Origin of the sequence: Pseudomonas sp. P20, from assembly GCF_016463925.1 — a bacterium.
In the GTDB taxonomy this organism is placed as follows: Bacteria; Pseudomonadota; Gammaproteobacteria; order Pseudomonadales; family Pseudomonadaceae; genus Pseudomonas; species Pseudomonas aeruginosa.
The window spans coordinates 1-18,741 of the sequence record NZ_JAEMVM010000024.1 but is presented as its reverse complement, the minus strand read 5'-3'; the positions used below and the strand labels follow the sequence as shown (position 1 = coordinate 18,741).

Annotated in this window: 22 protein-coding genes; 16 read left to right on the top strand and 6 right to left on the bottom strand. The window is 66.9% G+C overall.

All coding sequences use genetic code 11. The features are described from left to right. Positions 1-54 precede the first annotated feature (54 nt). From JHD77_RS24395 to JHD77_RS24375, 5 genes are all read right to left on the bottom strand, one after another. Positions 55-495, bottom strand: a complete 441-nt coding sequence (locus JHD77_RS24395; RefSeq protein WP_003114831.1) for a Spy/CpxP family protein refolding chaperone — start codon at positions 493-495, stop codon at positions 55-57. A gap of 128 nt (positions 496-623) precedes the next feature. Continuing rightward, a complete protein-coding gene (locus tag JHD77_RS24390) occupies positions 624-1,301 on the bottom strand; it encodes a response regulator transcription factor (protein ID WP_003091491.1) in 678 nt (225 codons plus the stop codon). Positions 1,302-1,311: 10 nt separating this feature from the next. Further along, complete coding sequence (locus tag JHD77_RS24385; protein ID WP_003114832.1) at positions 1,312-1,674, bottom strand: hypothetical protein; 363 nt, start codon at positions 1,672-1,674, stop codon at positions 1,312-1,314. Between the two features lie 175 nt (positions 1,675-1,849). Then, a complete protein-coding gene (locus JHD77_RS24380; protein ID WP_003091489.1) occupies positions 1,850-2,149 on the bottom strand; it encodes a YciI family protein in 300 nt (99 codons plus the stop codon). 1 nt (position 2,150) lies between these two features. Next, positions 2,151-2,738, bottom strand: coding sequence for a septation protein A (locus JHD77_RS24375; RefSeq protein WP_003091488.1), 588 nt, complete (start codon positions 2,736-2,738; stop codon positions 2,151-2,153). Between the two features lie 215 nt (positions 2,739-2,953). Here JHD77_RS24375 and JHD77_RS24370 point away from each other — a divergent pair, with 215 nt between their 5' ends. The 6 genes from JHD77_RS24370 (at position 2,954) to JHD77_RS24345 (ending at position 7,444) form a co-directional block, all read left to right on the top strand. Then, positions 2,954-3,841: a PHP domain-containing protein gene (locus tag JHD77_RS24370; RefSeq protein WP_003091487.1), complete on the top strand. Its 888-nt coding sequence runs from the start codon at positions 2,954-2,956 to the stop codon at positions 3,839-3,841. Next, positions 3,838-4,467, top strand: coding sequence for an L-threonylcarbamoyladenylate synthase (locus tag JHD77_RS24365; RefSeq protein ID WP_003091486.1), 630 nt, complete (start codon positions 3,838-3,840; stop codon positions 4,465-4,467). Before JHD77_RS24370 ends, JHD77_RS24365 begins: the two co-directional genes overlap by 4 nt. 172 nt (positions 4,468-4,639) lie before the next feature. After that, the gene (locus JHD77_RS24360) at positions 4,640-5,392 is read left to right on the top strand and encodes a segregation and condensation protein A (RefSeq protein WP_003124353.1); all 753 of its coding nucleotides are present in this window, start codon (positions 4,640-4,642) and stop codon (positions 5,390-5,392) included. A gap of 144 nt (positions 5,393-5,536) precedes the next feature. Next, positions 5,537-6,535: an SMC-Scp complex subunit ScpB gene (gene scpB / locus JHD77_RS24355; RefSeq protein WP_023088165.1), complete on the top strand. Its 999-nt coding sequence runs from the start codon at positions 5,537-5,539 to the stop codon at positions 6,533-6,535. An 81-nt stretch (positions 6,536-6,616) separates the two neighbouring features. Continuing rightward, positions 6,617-7,147, top strand: a complete 531-nt coding sequence (locus tag JHD77_RS24350; RefSeq protein ID WP_023088166.1) for a hypothetical protein — start codon at positions 6,617-6,619, stop codon at positions 7,145-7,147. 114 nt (positions 7,148-7,261) lie between these two features. Further along, positions 7,262-7,444, top strand: a complete 183-nt coding sequence (locus JHD77_RS24345; protein ID WP_003091481.1) for a DUF1289 domain-containing protein — start codon at positions 7,262-7,264, stop codon at positions 7,442-7,444. 6 nt (positions 7,445-7,450) lie between these two features. On the opposite strand, the gene gap is transcribed toward JHD77_RS24345, so the two are convergent. Next, the gene (gene gap, locus JHD77_RS24340) at positions 7,451-8,455 is read right to left on the bottom strand and encodes a type I glyceraldehyde-3-phosphate dehydrogenase (RefSeq protein WP_023088167.1); all 1,005 of its coding nucleotides are present in this window, start codon (positions 8,453-8,455) and stop codon (positions 7,451-7,453) included. 129 nt (positions 8,456-8,584) lie between these two features. Between gap and edd the strand changes: the two genes are divergently transcribed. The 10 genes from edd to JHD77_RS32470 all read left to right on the top strand — a co-directional run. After that, complete coding sequence (edd, locus tag JHD77_RS24335; protein WP_191519420.1) at positions 8,585-10,411, top strand: phosphogluconate dehydratase; 1,827 nt, start codon at positions 8,585-8,587, stop codon at positions 10,409-10,411. A gap of 102 nt (positions 10,412-10,513) precedes the next feature. Next, positions 10,514-11,509: a glucokinase gene (locus tag JHD77_RS24330; protein ID WP_003114838.1), complete on the top strand. Its 996-nt coding sequence runs from the start codon at positions 10,514-10,516 to the stop codon at positions 11,507-11,509. 34 nt (positions 11,510-11,543) lie between these two features. Then, entirely contained in the window at positions 11,544-12,272 is a 729-nt protein-coding gene (gene gltR / locus JHD77_RS24325) for a two-component system response regulator GltR (RefSeq protein ID WP_003091475.1), read from the top strand. Positions 12,273-12,295: 23 nt separating this feature from the next. Further along, positions 12,296-13,717 (top strand): two-component system sensor histidine kinase GtrS, encoded by a 1,422-nt coding sequence (gtrS, locus tag JHD77_RS24320; RefSeq protein WP_073658306.1) that lies wholly within the window; start codon positions 12,296-12,298, stop codon positions 13,715-13,717. A 57-nt stretch (positions 13,718-13,774) separates the two neighbouring features. Continuing rightward, positions 13,775-14,128: an endonuclease domain-containing protein gene (locus JHD77_RS24315; RefSeq protein WP_305954495.1), complete on the top strand. Its 354-nt coding sequence runs from the start codon at positions 13,775-13,777 to the stop codon at positions 14,126-14,128. Between the two features lie 113 nt (positions 14,129-14,241). Further along, positions 14,242-15,504: an ABC transporter substrate-binding protein gene (locus tag JHD77_RS24310; protein WP_003091472.1), complete on the top strand. Its 1,263-nt coding sequence runs from the start codon at positions 14,242-14,244 to the stop codon at positions 15,502-15,504. Between the two features lie 100 nt (positions 15,505-15,604). After that, positions 15,605-16,537 (top strand): carbohydrate ABC transporter permease, encoded by a 933-nt coding sequence (locus JHD77_RS24305; protein WP_003091471.1) that lies wholly within the window; start codon positions 15,605-15,607, stop codon positions 16,535-16,537. After that, positions 16,530-17,375 (top strand): carbohydrate ABC transporter permease, encoded by an 846-nt coding sequence (locus tag JHD77_RS24300; protein WP_003091470.1) that lies wholly within the window; start codon positions 16,530-16,532, stop codon positions 17,373-17,375. Before JHD77_RS24305 ends, JHD77_RS24300 begins: the two co-directional genes overlap by 8 nt. 32 nt (positions 17,376-17,407) lie before the next feature. Continuing rightward, the gene (locus JHD77_RS24295) at positions 17,408-18,568 is read left to right on the top strand and encodes an ABC transporter ATP-binding protein (protein WP_003114840.1); all 1,161 of its coding nucleotides are present in this window, start codon (positions 17,408-17,410) and stop codon (positions 18,566-18,568) included. Between the two features lie 43 nt (positions 18,569-18,611). Further along, positions 18,612-18,741: hypothetical protein (locus tag JHD77_RS32470; RefSeq protein WP_223818785.1), on the top strand; the 130-nt coding region annotated here is incomplete at its 3' end.

Sequence of the window (18,741 nt, the reverse complement as noted above, 5' to 3'; positions counted from 1 at the left end):
TTCCGGCTGGTCGGAAGACCGCTACCGGAGGACCCGGTAGCGGTGGCTCGGACGTCAGTTGGACTTCTTGTCGGCCTTCCATTGCTGGAATTCGGCCCACTCTGCCTTGCGCTGCTCGCGCTTCTTCTGCAGTTCGTCGAACTTCTTCTGCTGCTCGGGGGTGAGCAGGGCGCGGATGTCCTTCTGGGTCTTCTCGTGGCTGGCCTTGAGTTCGTCCTTCAGGGCCTTCTGCTCGGCCGCCGGCAGCTTGGCCAGGTAGCGCTGGGTGATCTCGTGGCGGGCCTTCATTTGTTCGCCCATCAGTTTGCCCATCTGCTGGCGCTGTTCGCGGGTCAGGTCCAGTTCCTTCATCGGGCCGCCATGCCGGGGACCGTGCTGGCCCATCATGTGGCCGCCTTCCATCGGCGGGGGTGGCAGGTCGTTGGCGGCGGGCGCGGCCATGGCGAAGGTCGGCAGGGCGGCGGCGATGAACAGGGCGGTTAGCGTCTTGCGCATGGTGTTTCTCCTTTCTGGGTCCGGCCATTTACCGGATGAGCCCAGTCTAGGGAGGTCAAGGTCAAGCGCGGTCAGCCCTGGGTAAAGCTTGGGTAAAGACCTTGTGTCGGCGGGCTGACGAAACCCGCTCAGTGGCTGTAGTAGTAGCCGCGGCCGCGCAGGGCGAGGATGCGCGGGCTGCCGTCGGGGTGGCTGCCGAGCTTCTTGCGCAGGTTGCTGACGTGCATGTCCAGGCTGCGGTCGTAGAGGGTCAGCTTGCGGCCCAGCGCCAGTTGCGCCAGGGCCTGCTTGTCCAGCGGCTCGCCGGGCTGGCGCAGGAGCGCTTCGAGGATGCGGCTTTCGGAAAGGGTCAGGCTGATCTCCTGGCCGTCGATCTGCGCCACGCCGCGCGTCAGGTTCAGCGACAGGTCGCCCAGTTGCATCTGCGCGCTGGGTTGCGCCGGGTGGGTTCGCCGCAGCACGGCGCGCAGCCGTGCGGTGAGTTCGCGCGGGTCGCAGGGCTTGGCCAGGTAGTCGTCGGCGCCCAGTTCCAGGCCGAGGATGCGGTCCAGCGGCTCGCCGCGGGCGGACAGCATCAGCACCGGCAGGTCGGGATGGTCGCCGCGCAGTTGCTTGAGCAGTTCCAGGCCGCTACCGTCCGGCAGCATCACGTCGAGCACCACGGCATCCGGTGTCTGCTCGGCGAGGGCGCGACGGGCCTGGGCGCCGTCGTGGCTGGCACGCACGGAGAAACCTTCCTGGACCAGCCAGGTACCGAGCAGCTCGCAGAGCTCCCGGTCATCGTCGATCAACAGCAGTTCGCTCATCGAGTGTCGCTCAATTGATCCATTCGCGTCGCTGTCGCCGGCGGCCGCGGCTCAGGGCACCGAGGACGAACGCGAGCAGGGCCGTGGCGGCGCCGGCGACATACCAGGTCTGCTCTTCCGTGAGCAGCGGCGGTTGCCGCTGCGCCTGGGCCGCCTGCAGCTGCTCGCGCAACTGGCGGTTCTCCTGGCGCATACGACTGACCAGTTCGTCGCGCTGGCGTTCCGTTTCCACCAGGCGGCGCTCCAGTTCGGCGGTAGCCTGCGTAATGGAAGGCTGCGCGGCTGGAATCGGTGCTGGCGCGGGTTCCTCGGCCAGGGCCAGGGAAGCTCCCAGGCTCAGCAGCAGGCAATGGGCAGCGGATGGACGCATCATGACTCCTTGTACCGATGAAGCGACGGATTGCACTGTCTTCCGGTTCGCCCTTCCGGCTTGGCGAAAGCGCCGGGCCGGCCTGGTTGCGCTGCGGCGGGCACCGGAAAGCGGCGTCCGGTGCGAAAACGTTTGCCGGGAGGGCGACCGGGCCGGCCGCCGGTACCCGGCGACTGCCTCAGGGCAGGACTTTCTTGAACGGCTTGACCACCACCTCGGCGTACACCCCGGCGGCCCGGTAGGGATCGGCCTCGGCCCAGCTCTGCGCCGCGGCCAGGGAATCGAATTCGGCGACGATCAGGCTGCCGGTGAAGCCGGCGGCGCCCGGGTCGTTGCTGTCGATCGCCGGGTGCGGGCCGGCGAGTACCAGGCGGCCTTCTTCCTTCAGCTGTTCGAGACGGGCCAGGTGGGCCGGGCGGCTGGCCAGGCGGCGTTCCTGGGAAGCGGGGATGTCACGGGCGATGATCGCGTAGAGCATGTCAGTCCTTGGGCTTTTCGCCGGTATCGGCGTCGTGCAGGTGGCGAGCCAGGAACAGGCCCTGGCCGATCAGGAACAGCAAGGTCATGCCGAGGCTGCCGAACACCTTGAAGTCCACCCAGAAGTTCGGATAGGTGAAGACCACGTACAGGTTGGCGAAGCCGCACACCAGGAAGAACACCACCCAGGCGATGTTCAGGCGCACCCAGAGGCCCTGCGGCAACTGGATGGCATGGCCCATGATGCGCTGGATCATCGGCTTGTCGCCGATGAAGTGACTGCCGGCGAAGGCCAGGGCGAACAGCCAGTTGACCAGCGGCGCCTTCCATTTGAGGAAGGTGTCCTCGTGGAAGGCCAGGGTCAGGCCGCCGAGGACCAGGCAGGCGCCGAGGGTGAACCACTGGCTCTTTTCCAGGTGGCGGTGCTTGAGCCAGAGGGCGCCGTAGACGATCACCGAGGCGAGGATCAGGGTCGCGGTCGCGCCGTAGATGCCACTCAGATTGAACCCGGCGAACTCGACGTTCTGAGGGTCTATCTTGTAGACGATGAAGAACAGGATCAGTGGGATGAAATCGATGAATTGCTTCATGGTGGCAGTCAGGACACGGTTGAAGCGGCATAATAGCAACCTCTGGATGTTCTGAAACAGTCATCCTGTCTTTCCGAATGCGTCAGGCCTGTGCCGCAGGCGCATTCGCCAGGTGGAGCAGGCTCCCCGGACCCATGAACGGTACGTCTCGATACCGCGAGGCAGCGAATCGGCGTTGCTTCATCACCATTCTTCACTGGAATCAGGATTCAGCCATGCGTGTCGATCTGCATTGCCACAGTACCGCCTCCGATGGCGTTCTCGCGCCCGCCGCCCTGGTGCAGCGGGCCCACGAGAAAGGCGTCGGGCTGCTGGCGCTGACCGACCACGACACCCTGGAAGGCCTGCCGGAAGCCCACCAGGCGGCCGCTCGACTCGGTATCGAACTGGTCAACGGTGTCGAGCTGTCCTGCACCTGGGGTGGCGCCACCATTCATGTGCTGGGCTACGGTTTCGACCTCGACGCCGCTCCCCTGCGCCAGGCCACCGAAGCCCTGCACCGCGGCCGCTGGGCGCGCGCCGAGGAAATCGACCGACGGCTGGCGGCCAAGGGTATGCCCGGGGCGCTGGAGGGCGCGCGGGCGATCCAGCGGGCTCTGGGCGACAGCGGCAACGCGCCGGCGCGGCCGCATTTCGCCGAGTTCCTGGTCCAGGGCGGCTGGGTCAAGGATCGCGCCGACGCGTTCCGCAAGTGGCTGGGGGCCGGCAAGCTGGGAGACGTCAAGCAGCACTGGCCGACCCTGGAGGAAGTGGTCGGCTGCCTGCGCGAGGCGCGCGCCTGGATCAGCCTGGCGCACCCGTACCATTATGATTTCACCCGGACCAAGCGCCGGCGCCTGGTCGCCGACTTTCTCCAGGCCGGTGGACACGCCATCGAGGTGGTCAATGGCGTGCAGCCGGCCGAACAGGTCGGTACCCTGTCGATCCTGGCCCGCGAGTTCGGCCTGATGGTCACCGCCGGCAGCGATTTCCACGCGCCGGGCGACTGGTCCGAACTGGGCATGTACCGTGCGGTTCCAGAGGACCTTCCGGCCATGTGGCCGCGTTTCGCCAGGCATTTTCGCGATACCGAACGTCATTCCGAAGCCAAGGGGGCCGAATGAGCCAGTTCTTCCAGATCCATCCGGAAAATCCCCAGCCGCGGCTGGTCAAGCAGGCGGTGGAAATCGTCCGCCAGGGTGGGGTGATCGTCTATCCCACCGACTCGTCCTATGCCCTGGGCTGCCGCATCGGCGAAAAGACCGCGGTGGATCGCATCCGCCGCATCCGCCAACTGGACGACAAGCACAACTTCACCCTGGTCTGCCGCGACCTTTCCGAGCTGGGCGTCTATGCCAAGGTCGACACCGGCCTGTTCCGCCTGCTCAAGGCGCACACCCCCGGTCCCTACACCTTCATCCTCAGCGCCACCCGCGAGGTGCCGCGCATGCTCCTGCACCCCAAGCGCCGCACCATCGGCCTGCGCGTGCCGAACTGTCCGATCGCCCGGGCGCTGCTGGAGGAACTGGGCGAACCGCTGATGAGCGTGAGCCTGATCATGCCCGGCAGCGGCGAGCCGCTGAACGATCCCTATGAAATGCGCCAGGTGCTGGAACACCAGGTCGACCTGATCGTGGACGGGGGCTATGGCGGCGGCGAGGCTTCCACCGTGATCAGCCTGACCGACACCGATCCCGAAGTGATCCGCGTGGGTTGCGGCGATCCGGCGCCGTTCATGCAGCCGGCCTGAGCGCCGCCCGAATCCGCCCACCACGAGCCTAGCGATGCAGGACGATAACCCGGCCAACGCCGACACCCCTCCAGCCGAACCCGCCGCCGAGCGGGTGCCGCTGCAACTGGCGCTGGTCTACGGCGAGGCGGTCACCGAGCTGCCGCAGGACCTCTATATCCCGCCGGACGCGCTGGAGGTCTTCCTCGAGGCCTTCGAGGGCCCGCTCGACCTGCTGCTGTACCTGATCCGCAAGCAGAACATCGACATCCTGGATATCCCGGTGGCGGAAATCACCCGCCAGTACATGGGCTATGTCGAGCTGATGAAGGCGGTGCGCCTGGAGCTGGCCGCCGAGTACCTGGTGATGGCGGCGATGCTGGCGGAGATCAAGTCGCGCATGTTGCTGCCGCGCTCGGCGGAAGCCGAGGAGGAAGAGGAAGATCCACGGGCCGAGCTGATCCGCCGCCTGCAGGAGTACGAACGGTTCAAGAAGGCCGCCGAAGACCTCGACGAACTGCCCCGGGTCGGCCGCGACGTGCTGGTGCCGGCGGTGGCTGCTCCCGAGGCGCGGGCGCGCAAGCTGCTGCCGGAGCTGGCGCTGCAGGAGCTGATGCTGGTGATGGGCGAGATGCTGCGCCGCGCCGACCTGTTCGAGAGCCACCAGGTGACCCGCGAGGTACTGTCCACCCGCGAACGCATGAGCGAAGTGCTGGAGCGCCTGAAAGGCGGCGCCTTCGTGCCCTTCATCCAGTTGTTCACCCTGGAGGAGGGCAAGCTCGGCGTGGTGGTCACCTTCATGGCGATCCTCGAACTGGTCAAGGAGCAGATGGTGGAGCTGGTGCAGAACGAGGCTTTCGGCGCCATCCATGTGCGCCTGCGGATAGCCCGCGAAGCGGAGGAAGGCGAAACCCTGGAGGAAGCCCTGGAAGACGATTTCGAGTGAGCGCGCCGCGCCGCTGGCCGTTCGTCCTCCTGCGGACGGTCGCCTTTTCCGAGCTTCCGGCTTCGCTCCCTGCCGTGGCCTGTTAAGCTGCATGCCCGATTCCGCTATCTTTCCCTCTTCCTGGCTCCGGTATCCGTTGCGACGATGAACCTGTCCGATCCCCACGAACTCGCCACCCTGCTCGAAGGCATCCTCCTCGCGGCCGGCAAGCCGCTGTCGCTGGAACGCCTGGCCGAGCTGTTCGACGAGGCAGAGCGGCCGGAGCCGGGGCAGTTCCGCGACGCCCTGGCGATCCTGGCACTGTCCTGCGCAGGGCGCTCCTTCGAGCTGAAGGAAGTCGCGTCCGGGTATCGCCTGCAGATTCGCGAGCGTTTCTCGCCGTGGGTCGGCCGCCTCTGGGAGGAGCGTCCGCAGCGCTATTCGCGCGCGCTGCTGGAAACCCTGGTGCTGATCGCCTACCGCCAGCCGATCACCCGTGGCGAGATCGAGGAGATCCGCGGCGTGGCGGTGAACACCCAGATCGTCAAGACGCTGATGGAGCGGGAGTGGATCCGCATCGTTGGCTACCGCGAGGTGCCGGGGCGCCCGGCGATGCTGGCGACTACCAAGGCGTTCCTCGATTATTTCAACCTGAAGAGCCTCGACGAGCTGCCGCCGCTGTCGGCGCTGCGCGAGATGGAGCCCGAGCCGGAACCGCCGGTCGAAGTGGCGCCCGCGGCGCAGCCGCCGCGCGACGATCTCGACGAGGATGCGATTCCTGCCTCGATCCAGGCCCTGGCCGATCGCGCCATCGCCGAGGCCGGGGAAAGCCTCGAGGAGATCGAGGGGGAGGCCGGCGAGCCGGAGAAGCCGCGCGAGGAAACCAGCTTCCGCAGCCTGCTGCTGGAACTGGACGAGATGGAGCAGGGCCTGAAGACCGACTTCGACGACCTGCTCGACCCTCCGGAGCCCTCGGAGCAGGGCGACGAGTCCGCCGAGCCAGCGGCTGGGCCGATTCCCGTGGTCGCGGAGCAAGCCGTCGAGCCTGCCGTCGCGGAGGCTGTCGCGGGCGCCGATCCCGATGACGAAGAGCGCGCCCTGGCGGAGGCCATGCGCGAGGAGCGCGAGGCACTGGACGCCGACGACGACTGGTCGCGCCGCTGACCGTCGTTCCACCCTGTAGAATTCATCCGGCCGCGCCGGCGAGGCCGGCCCGCTCCGTTTCATCGACCCTGGAACCCGCCCATGAAAGAGACCCTGAACGAACTGATCACCCTCATCAGCACCGGCTGCATGGGCGCCGAGGAGATCCGGCGGATCGCCGACGAGGCGGCCCAGGCCTACGCCGATCCGGCAGGGTTCCTCGCCGCCAACCCGGACATCAACTACGACGACAGCTTCCCGATCCCGCTCGGCGAGTGGGTGGTGGTCGGTAGCCTGCCGGATATCGTGCTGTTCCAGGCCGACACCTATGCCGAGCTGTTCGCCCGGATCGTCGCCTCCTTCGGCAAGGACGTGGCGTTCAACATCAAGCCGAAGCAGTTGCTCAAGACCGAGCCGCTGGTCGCCCTCAACCGTATCCAGGTGCAACTGAGCAGCATGTATCCGGAAAAGGGCGGCTACGTGCTGGTGGATCTCAGCGAGCCGCTGGACGACGAGTTGCAGGCGGTGCTGGTCTATACCCAGGACCTGCCGCGGGTCATGGCGCTCTGCGTCGAGGCCGGCATCTATGCCGCGCCTGCCTACGAAAGCCTGCGCGACGCCGAGGCCGAGTGACCGCGGGCCGCTCGATCGGCCCGATAGTCATTCCCTCCTGGACGCCGGCCCGCCGCCTGTCGTGAAGTGACGGGCGAGGACCGGTTGCGGTCCGCGCCGAAAAAGGGGGAACGCTTGAAAAGTCCTTGCATCAATATCTGTGAGTTCGATGCCGACGTGTGCCGTGGCTGCGGGCGTACGCGCCAGGAAATCCGTGCCTGGAAGCGCGCGGACAAGGCCGAGCAGCGACTGATCCTCGCCGAGGCCGACCTGCGCCTGCTGGCGTTGCAGGCGCGCGGTCGGCGCAAGTTCCGCTGAGGCGCGTCAGTCGCGGGCGGCGGCCAGCGCCAGGGCGCTGTCCAGCATGCGGTTGGAGAAGCCCCACTCGTTGTCGTACCAGGCCATCGCCTTGACCAGCCGGCCGCTGACCTTGGTGTGGTTGGCGTCGAAGATCGACGAGCGCAGGTCGTGATTGAAATCCACCGACACCAGCGGCTGGGTGTTGTAGCCGAGCACCGGAGAGCCCTCGCTGGCCTCGCGCAGCAGGCGGTTGACCTCGTCTACGCTGGTATCCCGGGCCACCTGCACGGTGAGATCGACCAGCGACACGTTGATCACCGGCACCCGCACCGCCAGCCCGGTAAGCTTGCCGGCGAGTTCCGGCAGGACCAGGCCGACCGCCTCGGCGGCGCCGGTCTTGGTGGGGATCATCGACTGGGTCGCCGAACGTGCGCGGTACAGGTCCGGGTGGTACACGTCGGAGAGGTTCTGGTCGTTGGTGTAGGCATGGATGGTGGTCATCAGGCCGTGCTCGATGCCCAGCTCGCGATGCAGCACCTGGGCCACCGGTGCCAGGCAGTTGGTGGTGCAGGAGGCGTTCGAGACGATCCGATGGGAGGCGCGCAGCACCTCGTGGTTGACGCCGTAGACCACGGTGGCGTCGACGTCCTTGCCGGGCGCCGAGATCAGCACCTTGCCGGCGCCGGCCTGCAGGTGGGCAGCGGCTTTGTCGCGGCTGGTGAAGAGCCCCGTGCACTCGAGCACGATGTCCACGCCGAGGCTCTTCCAGGGCAGTTCCGCCGGGTTGCGGATGGCGCTGACGGCGATGCGGTCGCCCATCACCCGCAGGCTTTCGGCATCGTGCTCGACCTCGCCGGGAAAGCGTCCATGGACGCTGTCGTACTGGAACAGGTGGGCGTTGACCGCGGCGTCGCCGAGGTCATTGATCGCCACTACCTGCAACTGTTCGCGGTAGTGGCCGGTATACAGGGCGCGAAGAACGTTTCGGCCGATGCGACCGAAGCCGTTGATGGCCAGGCGGATAGTCATAATGAGGTCGTCTCTTTTCTATTGTTGTGGTAAAAACCATTACATTTCGTCCAGAAAGAAAAGTAAACATCCTTCAACCGATGATTATGTTGTAAAAACAACAATTGATAGTCTGTAGGAGAATCTGCCATGCACCCTCGTGTGCTCGAAGTCACCCGCCGCATCCAGGCCCGTAGCGCGGCCACTCGCCAGCGCTACCTCGAGATGGTCCGGGCTGCGGCCAGCAAGGGGCCGCACCGCGGCACCCTGCCGTGCGGCAACCTCGCCCACGGGGTCGCGGCCTGTGGCGAAAGCGACAAGCAGACCCTGCGGCTGATGAACCAGGCCAACGTGGCCATCGTTTCCGCCTACAACGACATGCTCTCGGCGCACCAGCCGTTCGAGCGCTTTCCGGGGCTGATCAAGCAGGCGCTGCACGAGATCGGTTCGGTCGGCCAGTTCGCCGGCGGCGTGCCGGCCATGTGCGACGGGGTGACCCAGGGCGAGCCGGGCATGGAACTGTCGCTGGCCAGCCGCGACGTGATCGCCATGTCCACCGCCATCGCGCTGTCTCACAACATGTTCGATGCAGCGCTGTGCCTGGGTGTTTGCGACAAGATCGTGCCGGGCCTGCTGATCGGCTCGCTGCGCTTCGGCCACCTGCCCACCGTGTTCGTCCCGGCCGGGCCGATGCCGACCGGCATCTCCAACAAGGAAAAGGCCGCGGTGCGCCAACTGTTCGCCGAGGGCAAGGCCACTCGCGAAGAGCTGCTGGCCTCGGAAATGGCCTCCTACCATGCACCCGGCACCTGCACCTTCTATGGCACCGCCAATACCAACCAGTTGCTGGTGGAGGTGATGGGCCTGCACTTGCCCGGTGCCTCCTTCGTCAACCCGAACACCCCCCTGCGCGACGAACTCACCCGCGAAGCGGCACGCCAGGCCAGCCGGCTGACCCCCGAGAACGGCAACTACGTGCCGATGGCGGAGATCGTCGACGAGAAGGCCATCGTCAACTCGGTGGTGGCGCTGCTCGCCACCGGCGGCTCGACCAACCACACCCTGCACCTGCTGGCGATCGCCCAGGCGGCGGGCATCCAGTTGACCTGGCAGGACATGTCCGAGCTGTCCCATGTGGTGCCGACCCTGGCGCGCATCTATCCGAACGGCCTGGCCGACATCAACCACTTCCAGGCGGCCGGCGGCATGTCCTTCCTGATCCGCCAACTGCTCGACGGCGGGCTGCTTCACGAGGACGTACAGACCGTCGCCGGCCCCGGCCTGCGCCGCTACACCCGCGAGCCGTTCCTCGAGGATGGCCGGCTGGTCTGGCGCGAAGGGCCGGAACGGAGTCTCGACGAAGCCATCCTGCGTCCGCTGGACAAGCCGTTCTCCGCCGAAGGCGGCTTGCGCCTGATGGAGGGCAACCTCGGTCGCGGCGTGATGAAGGTCTCGGCGGTGGCGCCGGAACACCAGGTGGTCGAGGCGCCGGTACGGATCTTCCACGACCAGGCCAGCCTGGCCGCGGCCTTCAAGGCCGGCGAGCTGGAGCGCGACCTGGTCGCCGTGGTGCGTTTCCAGGGCCCGCGGGCGAACGGCATGCCGGAGCTGCACAAGCTCACGCCGTTCCTCGGGGTCCTGCAGGATCGTGGCTTCAAGGTGGCGCTGGTCACCGACGGGCGCATGTCCGGGGCGTCGGGCAAGGTGCCCGCGGCCATCCATGTGAGTCCGGAAGCCATCGCCGGCGGTCCGCTGGCGCGCCTGCGCGACGGCGACCGGGTGCGGGTGGATGGGGTGAACGGCGAGTTGCGGGTGCTGGTCGACGACGCCGAATGGCAGGCGCGCAGCCTGGAGCCGGCGCCGCAGGACGGCAATCTCGGTTGCGGCCGCGAGCTGTTCGCCTTCATGCGCAACGCCATGAGCAGCGCGGAAGAGGGCGCCTGCAGCTTTACCGAGAGCCTCAACGGCTGGCGCTGATTCTGATAGGTCGATATCCGCCGGCGCTTGGCTGGCGGCTGTCTCTCCGGCAACATCTGCCGACCGTCCCGCCCTGGCGCGGGGCATTGCGGTTCAACGACGATGAATAACGACAACAAGAGAAGCGCCGGCGGCCTCGGCCTGGTCGGCGATATCGGCGGCACCAATGCGCGTTTCGCGCTCTGGCGCGGGCAGCGCCTGGAATCCATCGAGGTGCTCGCCTGCGCCGACTACCCGCGGCCTGAACTGGCCGTGCGCGACTACCTGGCGCGGATCGGCGAATCGGTGGCGAACATCGACTCGGTCTGCCTGGCCTGCGCCGGTCCGGTCGGGGCGGCCGATTTCCGTTTCACCAACAACCACTGGGTGATCAATCGTGCCGCGTTCCGCGAGGAGCTGGGGCTGGATCACCTGCTGCTGGTCAACGACTTCAGCACCATGGCCTGGGCCGCCTCGCGGCTAGGCGCGGACGAGCTGGTGCAGGTCCGCGCCGGCAGCGCCCAGGCGGATCGCGCCCGGCTGATCATCGGTCCCGGCACCGGCCTTGGCGTCGGCAGCCTGCTGCCGCTGGGCGGGGGACGTTGGGAAGTGCTGCCCTGCGAGGGCGGGCACGTCGACCTGCCGGTCACTTCGCCGCGCGACTTCGCGCTCTGGCAGGGCCTGCAGGCGCGCTACGGACATGTCTCCGCCGAGCGCGCACTGTCCGGCAACGGCCTGCTCGCCCTCTATGAAATCAGCTGTGCCCTGGACGGGGTCGCCGTACGCGCGAGCAGTGCGGCGGAAGTCGGTGCCCTGGCCATGGCCGGCGACGCCCAGGCGGACGCCGTGCTGGAGCACTTCTTCCTGTGGCTGGCGCGGGTCGCCGGCAACGCGGTGCTCACCGTCGGCGCGCTCGGTGGCGTCTACATTACCGGCGGCATCGTCCCGCGTTTCCTCGAGCGTTTCATCGCCAGCGGCTTCGCCGAGGCCTTCGCCAGCCGTGGCAAGACTAGCGGCGCTTACCTGCAGGACGTACCGGTGTGGGTCATGACCGCCGAACATCCGGGCCTGCTCGGCGCCGGGGTCGCCCTGCAGCAGGCCCTGGACGCCGAGGGCTGAGTCGGCGTCGAGCAACCGCATAAGGAGGAGCCTCGTGAGCGCGAACGGACGATCGATCCTGCTGGTAGACGATGACCAGGAAATCCGCGAATTGCTGGAGACCTACCTGAGCCGCGCCGGCTTCCAGGTCCGCAGCGTCTCGCGGGGCGCCGACTTCCGCCAGGCGCTGTGCGAGGAGGAGGCGAGCCTGGCGATCCTCGACGTGATGCTGCCGGACGAGGACGGCTTCAGCCTCTGTCGCTGGATTCGCTCCCACCAGCGCCTGGCCTGCATGCCGATCATCATGCTCACCGCCAGTTCCGACGAGGCCGACCGGGTGATCGGCCTGGAACTGGGTGCCGACGACTACCTGGGCAAGCCGTTCAGCCCGCGCGAGCTGCTGGCGCGGATCAAGGCCCTGCTGCGCCGCGCGCAGTTCACCCAGGTGCGCGGTGGCGACGTACTGGCTTTCGAGGACTGGCGGCTGGACACGGTCAGCCACCGACTGTTCCACGAGGACGGCGAGGAGTTCTTCCTCAGCGGCGCGGATTTCGCCCTGCTCAAGCTGTTCCTCGACCATCCGCAGCAGATCCTCGACCGCGACACCATCGCCAACGCCACCCGCGGCCGCGAGGTGCTGCCGCTGGAGCGCATCGTCGACATGGCGGTCAGCCGCCTGCGCCAGCGTCTGCGCGACACCGGCAAGGCGCCGCGGCTGATCCAGACCGTGCGCGGCAGTGGCTACCTGCTGGCGGCGCAGGTGCGGCCGCACCTGCAGCCATGAGCGAACGGCGGCGCTGGTCGCCGGTGCCGCGCTCGCTGCTCGGGCGCATGCTGCTCCTGACCCTGCTCGCGGTGCTGGTCGCGCAAGGGCTTTCCAGCCTGTTCTGGCTGTCGCACCTGCGCTCCAGCCAGCGCGAGGGCCTGCTCACCAGCTCGCGCAGCCTGGCCTACTCGATGGCGGCCAGCGTCAGCTACTTCCGTTCCCTGCCGCTCGGCTACCGTCCGCTGGTGCTCGACCAGTTGCGCAGCATGGGCGGTACGCGCTTCTTCGTCTCGCTGAACGACCGGCCGCTGGAGATGCGTGCCCTGCCGGACACGCCGAACAAGCAGGCGGTGCTGGAGATCGTCCAGGACGTGTTGCACCAACGCCTGGGCAAGGAGGTCGAGCTGCAGGTCGAATTCGTCAGTCCCGACGAGCTGCGCCTGTTTAACGGCGCGCTGAAGCTCGACGAGCTGCCGCGTTCCTGGGCGCACTACGCGCTGACCCTGGAGCCGGTGAACCCGCCGGTGCTGGTGACCCAGATCCGCATCGGCGAAAGCGAGTGGCTGTACATCGCCAGCCTGATGCCGGCGCCGTACGTCAGCCTGGAACCCGAGGGACTGCAACCGCAGCAGGTGCTCTCGATCGTTTTCACCAGCCTGTTGCTGCTGCTTTTCACCGGTTTGCTGATGCATTGGCAGAGCCGTCCGCTCAAGCGCCTGGCGCGCGCCGCCCGCGACCTGGCCCTGGGCAGTCCGTCGGCAGCGCTGGAGGAGCGCGGCGCCAGCGAACTGGTGGAGGTGGCGCGCGCCTTCAACACCATGCATGAGCGCATCGACCGCTACCTGAACGAGCGCGGGCAGTTGTTCAGCGCCATCTCCCACGACCTGCGCACGCCGATCACCCGCCTGCGCCTGCGGGTAGAACTCCTCGAGGACGAGCGCTTGCAGGAGAAGTTCGGGCGCGACCTGGACGAGCTGGAACTGCTGGTGAAGGGCGCGCTGCAGTGCGTGAAGGACACCGATATCCACGAGAACGTCGAGCCGGTCGACCTCGACCTGTTGCTCCAGCACATCGCCGAGCCCTACCTGGCCGATGGCCGGGTGGAGGTCGTCGGTCGCGCCGCGGAGCCTTATCCGGGCAAGCCCCTGGCGCTCAAGCGCTGTATCGGCAACCTGCTGGACAATGCGCTGAAATACGGCGAACGCGCCCGCCTGAGCCTGGAGGACGGGCCGGAAGCGGTGGTGCTGCACGTCGACGACGACGGCCCCGGCGTGCCCGAGCAGCGCCTGGAACAGATCTTCGAGCCGCGCTTCCGCCTGTCTCCGCGAGGGCAGGGCTACGGGCTGGGCCTGGGCATCGCGCGCAACATCGCGCACACCCATGGCGGCGAAGTCAGTTTGCAGAACCGTCGCGAGGGCGGCCTGCGGGTCAGCCTGCGCTTGCCGCGCCTGGGGCTGGAGTGATGGGCTGGCCTGCCGGGCCCTTGAACGAGGCGGGCAGGCACGAGGTTCTCCCGTGTTCTGCGGCAGCCGCAGACAGAGGCGGAGCGGGCGCTATGGCAGTGTTTGCGCGGGCATCGATTGCTCGGGCTGAAGTTTCGTCGGCAGAAGGTTCTCGGGCCGTACATCGTCGACTTCGTCTGTCATGAGCGGATGCTGGTGATCGAACTGGATGGCGGGCAGCATGTGGGTTCGCCGGCCGATGCCTGGCTGGAGAGCCGGGGTCCAGGGTACTGCGGTTCTGGAACGACAAGGTGCTGGCGCGCAGGGAGGTGCTGCTGGAGGTCATTCTCGTGTTGTAGGAGGTTTCTGTCGCGAAACCGCCTTGCCGAGTTCAAGTCCAGATTTTCCTGCTCTGCCTCAATCCCAATGTAACCACTCCGTGACAAACCCGGATCGCTTCGTTACCCGCGACGCGGAACGCTTGAATAGACTCGGAGCATTGCAAGCGCAGACTTGCTCCGAATAACAAGAAGAAGGTTTTCCTCATGAATGCGATCCGTCGCCTCTCTGCCGTCATCTGTCTTTCCTCCCTCTGTCTCTCCCCGCTGCTGGCCCAGGCCGGCGAAGTCGAAGTGCTGCACTGGTGGACCTCCGCCGGCGAGAAGCGCGCCGCCGAAACCCTGAAGAAGCTGGTCGAAGCCAAGGGCCACACCTGGAAGGACTTCGCCGTGGCCGGCGGTGGCGGCGAGGCGGCGATGACCGTGCTGAAGACCCGCGCGGTGTCCGGCAATCCGCCGGCCGCGGCGCAGATCAAGGGGCCGGATATCCAGGAGTGGGGCGAACTGGGCCTGCTCGCCGACCTCAACGCGGTGGCCGCCGAAGGCAAGTGGGACAGCCTGCTGCCGAAGCAGGTGGCGCAGATCATGAAGTACGACGGCGACTACGTAGCAGTGCCGATCAACGTACACCGGGTCAACTGGCTCTACATCAACCCGGAAGTGTTCAAGAAGGCCGGCGCCACCCCGCCGACCACCCTCGACGAACTGTTCGTCGCCGCCGACAAGCTCAAGGCCGCCGGTTTCACGCCGCTGGCCCATGGCAGCCAACCGTGGCAGGACGGCACCGTGTTCGAGAACCTGGTGCTGAGCAAGATGGGCCCGGAAGGCTATCGCAAGGCCTTCGTCGAACAGGACAAGGCGACCCTCACCGGAGCGCAGATGGTCGAGGTGTTCGCCGCGCTGAAGAAGCTCCGCGGCTACGTCGATGCCGACGCCGCCGGTCGCGAATGGAGCGCCGCCACGGCGATGGTGATCAACGGCAAGGCCGGGATGCAGATCATGGGCGACTGGGCGAAGAGCGAATTCACCGCCGCCGGCAAGGTGCCGGGCAAGGACTACCAGTGCCTGCCGTTCCCCGGCACGCAGAAGGCCTTCGACTACAACATCGACTCGCTGGTGATGTTCAAGCTGAGCAACGCGGAGAACCGCAAGGCCCAGGAAGACCTGGCGCGCAGCGTGCTCGACCCGTCCTTCCAGAAGGACTTCAACCTCAACAAGGGCTCCATCCCGGTTCGCCTGGACGCCGACATGGCGCCGTTCGACAGTTGCGCCCAGCAGTCGATGAAGGACTTCAAGCAGGCTTCCCAGGACGGCAACCTGGTGCCGAGCATGGCCCACAGCATGGCCGCTTCCAGCTACGTGCAGGGGGCGATCTTCGACGTGGTGACCAACTTCTTCAACGACCCCGCCGCGGATCCGCAGAAGGCCGCCCAGCAACTGGCGGCCGCCATCGAGGCGGCGGCGCAGTAAGTCCCTGGCGCGGAGCCCGGCCTGGGCTCCGCTCGATCCTCCCGACTGGCTCCGTGCCGCCGAGCGGCACGGGTGGGTTCCTTCGCACGCGAGAAAACGCATGGCGACCAATTCCCCTGTCTATCCCACGGCTCCGGTAGCGCCTCGTCGCGTCTCGCCACTCGATCGCCTGCAAGGCTGGCTGCCGAAGCTGGTGCTGGCGCCAAGCGTGGTCGTGGTGCTGTTCTGCATGTATGGCTACATCGGCTGGACGCTGCTGCTGTCCTTCACCAACTCGCGCTTCATGCCCAGCTACAAGTGGGCCGGGCTGAGCCAGTACCAGCGCCTGTGGGACAACGACCGCTGGTGGGTGGCGAGCAAGAACCTGCTGCTCTTCGGCGGCTCGTTCATCGCCATCTGCCTGGTGCTCGGAGTGTTCCTCGCAGTGCTGCTGGACCAGCGCATTCGCCGCGAAGGCTTCATCCGCACCCTCTACCTGTATCCCATGGCGTTGTCGATGATCGTCACCGGCACCGCCTGGAAGTGGCTGCTCAATCCGGGCCTGGGCCTGGACAAGCTGCTCCGCGACTGGGGCTGGGAAGGTTTCCGCTTCGACTGGCTGGTGGACCCGGAGCGGGTCGTCTACTGCCTGGTGATCGCCGCCGTGTGGCAGGCCTCCGGCTTCGTCATGGCGCTGTTCCTCGCCGGCCTGCGCGGGGTCGACCCGGCCATCGTGCGCGCCGCCCAGGTCGACGGTGCGAGCCTGCCGACCATCTACCTGCGCATCGTCCTGCCGAGCCTGCGCCCGGTGTTCTTCAGCGCGCTGATGATCCTCGCCCATATCGCGATCAAGAGCTTCGACCTGGTGGCGGCGATGACCGCCGGCGGCCCGGGTTATTCCTCCGACCTGCCGGCGATGTTCATGTATGCGCATACCTTCACCCGTGGCCAGATGGGGCTCGGCGCGGCGAGCGCGATGCTGATGCTCGGCGCTGTACTGGCGATCGTGGTGCCTTACCTGTATTCCGAACTGCGAGGCAAGCGCCATGCGTGACGCGTCCCTGAACCCGAGCTTCAGCGTCAGCCGCCTGGCCGTGCACCTGACCCTCTGGGGCGCCTGCGCGCTTTACCTGGTGCCGCTGCTGGTGATGCTGCTGACCAGCTTCAAGACGCCGGACGACATCCGCACCGGCAACCTGCTGTCGCTGCCCGACACCTTCACCGTCATCGGCTGGCTCAAGGCCTGGGACAGCGTCGGCGCGTTCTTCTGGAACTCGGTGCTGATCACCGTGCCCGGCGTGCTGATCTCCACCTTCATCGGCGCGTTGAACGGCTACGTGCTGTCGATGTGGCGCTTCCGCGGTTCCCAGCTGTTCTTCGGCGCGCTGTTGTTCGGCTGCTTCCTGCCGTTCCAGGTGATCCTCCTGCCGATGTCCTTCACCCTCGGCAAGCTCGGCCTGGCCAATACCACCAGTGGCCTGGTGCTGGTCCACGTGATCTACGGCCTGGCCTTCACCACGCTGTTCTTCCGCAACTATTTCGTGGCGATCCCGGATGCCCTGGTCAAGGCCGCGCGCCTGGACGGCGCCGGCTTCTTCACCATCTTCCTGCGCATCCTGCTGCCGATGTCCACGCCCATCGTGATGGTCTGCCTGATCTGGCAGTTCACCCAGATCTGGAACGACTTCCTGTTCGGCGTGGTGTTCGCCAGCGGCGATTCGCAACCGATCACCGTGGCCCTGAACAACCTGGTGAACATCACCACCGGGGTCAAGGAATACAACGTCGACATGGCCGCGGCGATGATCGCCGCGCTGCCCACGCTGGTGGTCTACGTACTGGCCGGCAAGTACTTCGTGCGCGGCCTCACCGCCGGCGCCGTGAAAGGCTGAGACGGGTCGCTGACCCCGGAGACGAACGAAACATGGCAACCCTCGAACTGCGCAACCTGCACAAGAGCTACGGCAGCGGCCTGGCGGATACCCTCAGGGACATCCGGCTGAAGATCGACTCCGGCGAATTCCTGATCCTCGTCGGGCCCTCGGGTTGCGGCAAGTCGACCCTGATGAACTGCATCGCCGGGCTGGAGAGCATAACCGGCGGTGCGATCCTGGTGGACGGCCAGGACATCAGCGGCATGAGCCCCAAGGACCGCGACATCGCCATGGTCTTCCAGTCCTACGCCCTGTACCCGACCATGAGCGTGCGCGAGAACATCGCCTTCGGCCTGAAGATCCGCAAGATGCCCCAGGCCGCCATCGACGAGGAGGTGGCGCGGGTGGCCCGGTTGTTGCAGATCGAGCACCTGCTCGAACGCAAGCCCTCGCAGCTCTCCGGCGGCCAGCAGCAGCGGGTGGCCATGGGCCGGGCGCTGGCGCGGCGGCCCAAGGTCTACCTGTTCGACGAGCCGCTGTCCAACCTCGATGCCAAGCTGCGGGTGGAAATGCGCACCGAGCTGAAGCTGATGCACCAGCGGCTGAAGACCACGACCGTGTATGTCACCCACGACCAGATCGAGGCCATGACCCTCGGCGACAAGGTGGCGGTGATGAAGGACGGCGTCATCCAGCAGTTCGGCACGCCGCAGCAGATCTACAACGACCCGGCCAACCTGTTCGTCGCCAGCTTCATCGGTTCGCCGCCGATGAATTTCATTCCGTTGCGCCTGCAGCGCCGGGACGGACGCTGGACCGGCCTGCTCGATAGCGGCCAGGACCGTATCGAACTGCCGCTGAGCCTGGAGCCCGGCCTGGAGGAGGGGCGCGAGCTGATCCTCGGCGTACGACCGGAGCAGATCGCCCTGGGCGATGGCAGCGCTGCCCATGACCTGCGTACCGAGGTCGAGGTGCTCGAACCGACCGGGCCGGACACCCTGGTCTTCGTCACCGTCAACCAGGTCAAGGTCTGTTGCCGCCTGGCGCCGGACGTCGCGCCGGCCGCGGGCAGCGGCATGAGCCTGCGCTTCGATCCCGCGCGGGTCCTGCTGTTCGACGCGCAGAGCGGCGAGCGCGTGGCCGTGCGCACGGCGGGCGTGGCGGCGGAGAAGGTCACCGCCTTGAACGGCAATCGCCAGAAGAACTCCTGAATCCTTTCGTACTGCCTAGACCACAACCACGAGGACGCTGGAAATGTACAAGAACAAGAAAACCAGACCGGCCGCCAGGACCGTTGGCTGCCTGTTTGCCCTTGGAGCGCTGGGCTTGGGGAGCGCGGCGCACGCCGCCGAGGCGTTCTCCCCGAACTCGAAATGGATGCTCG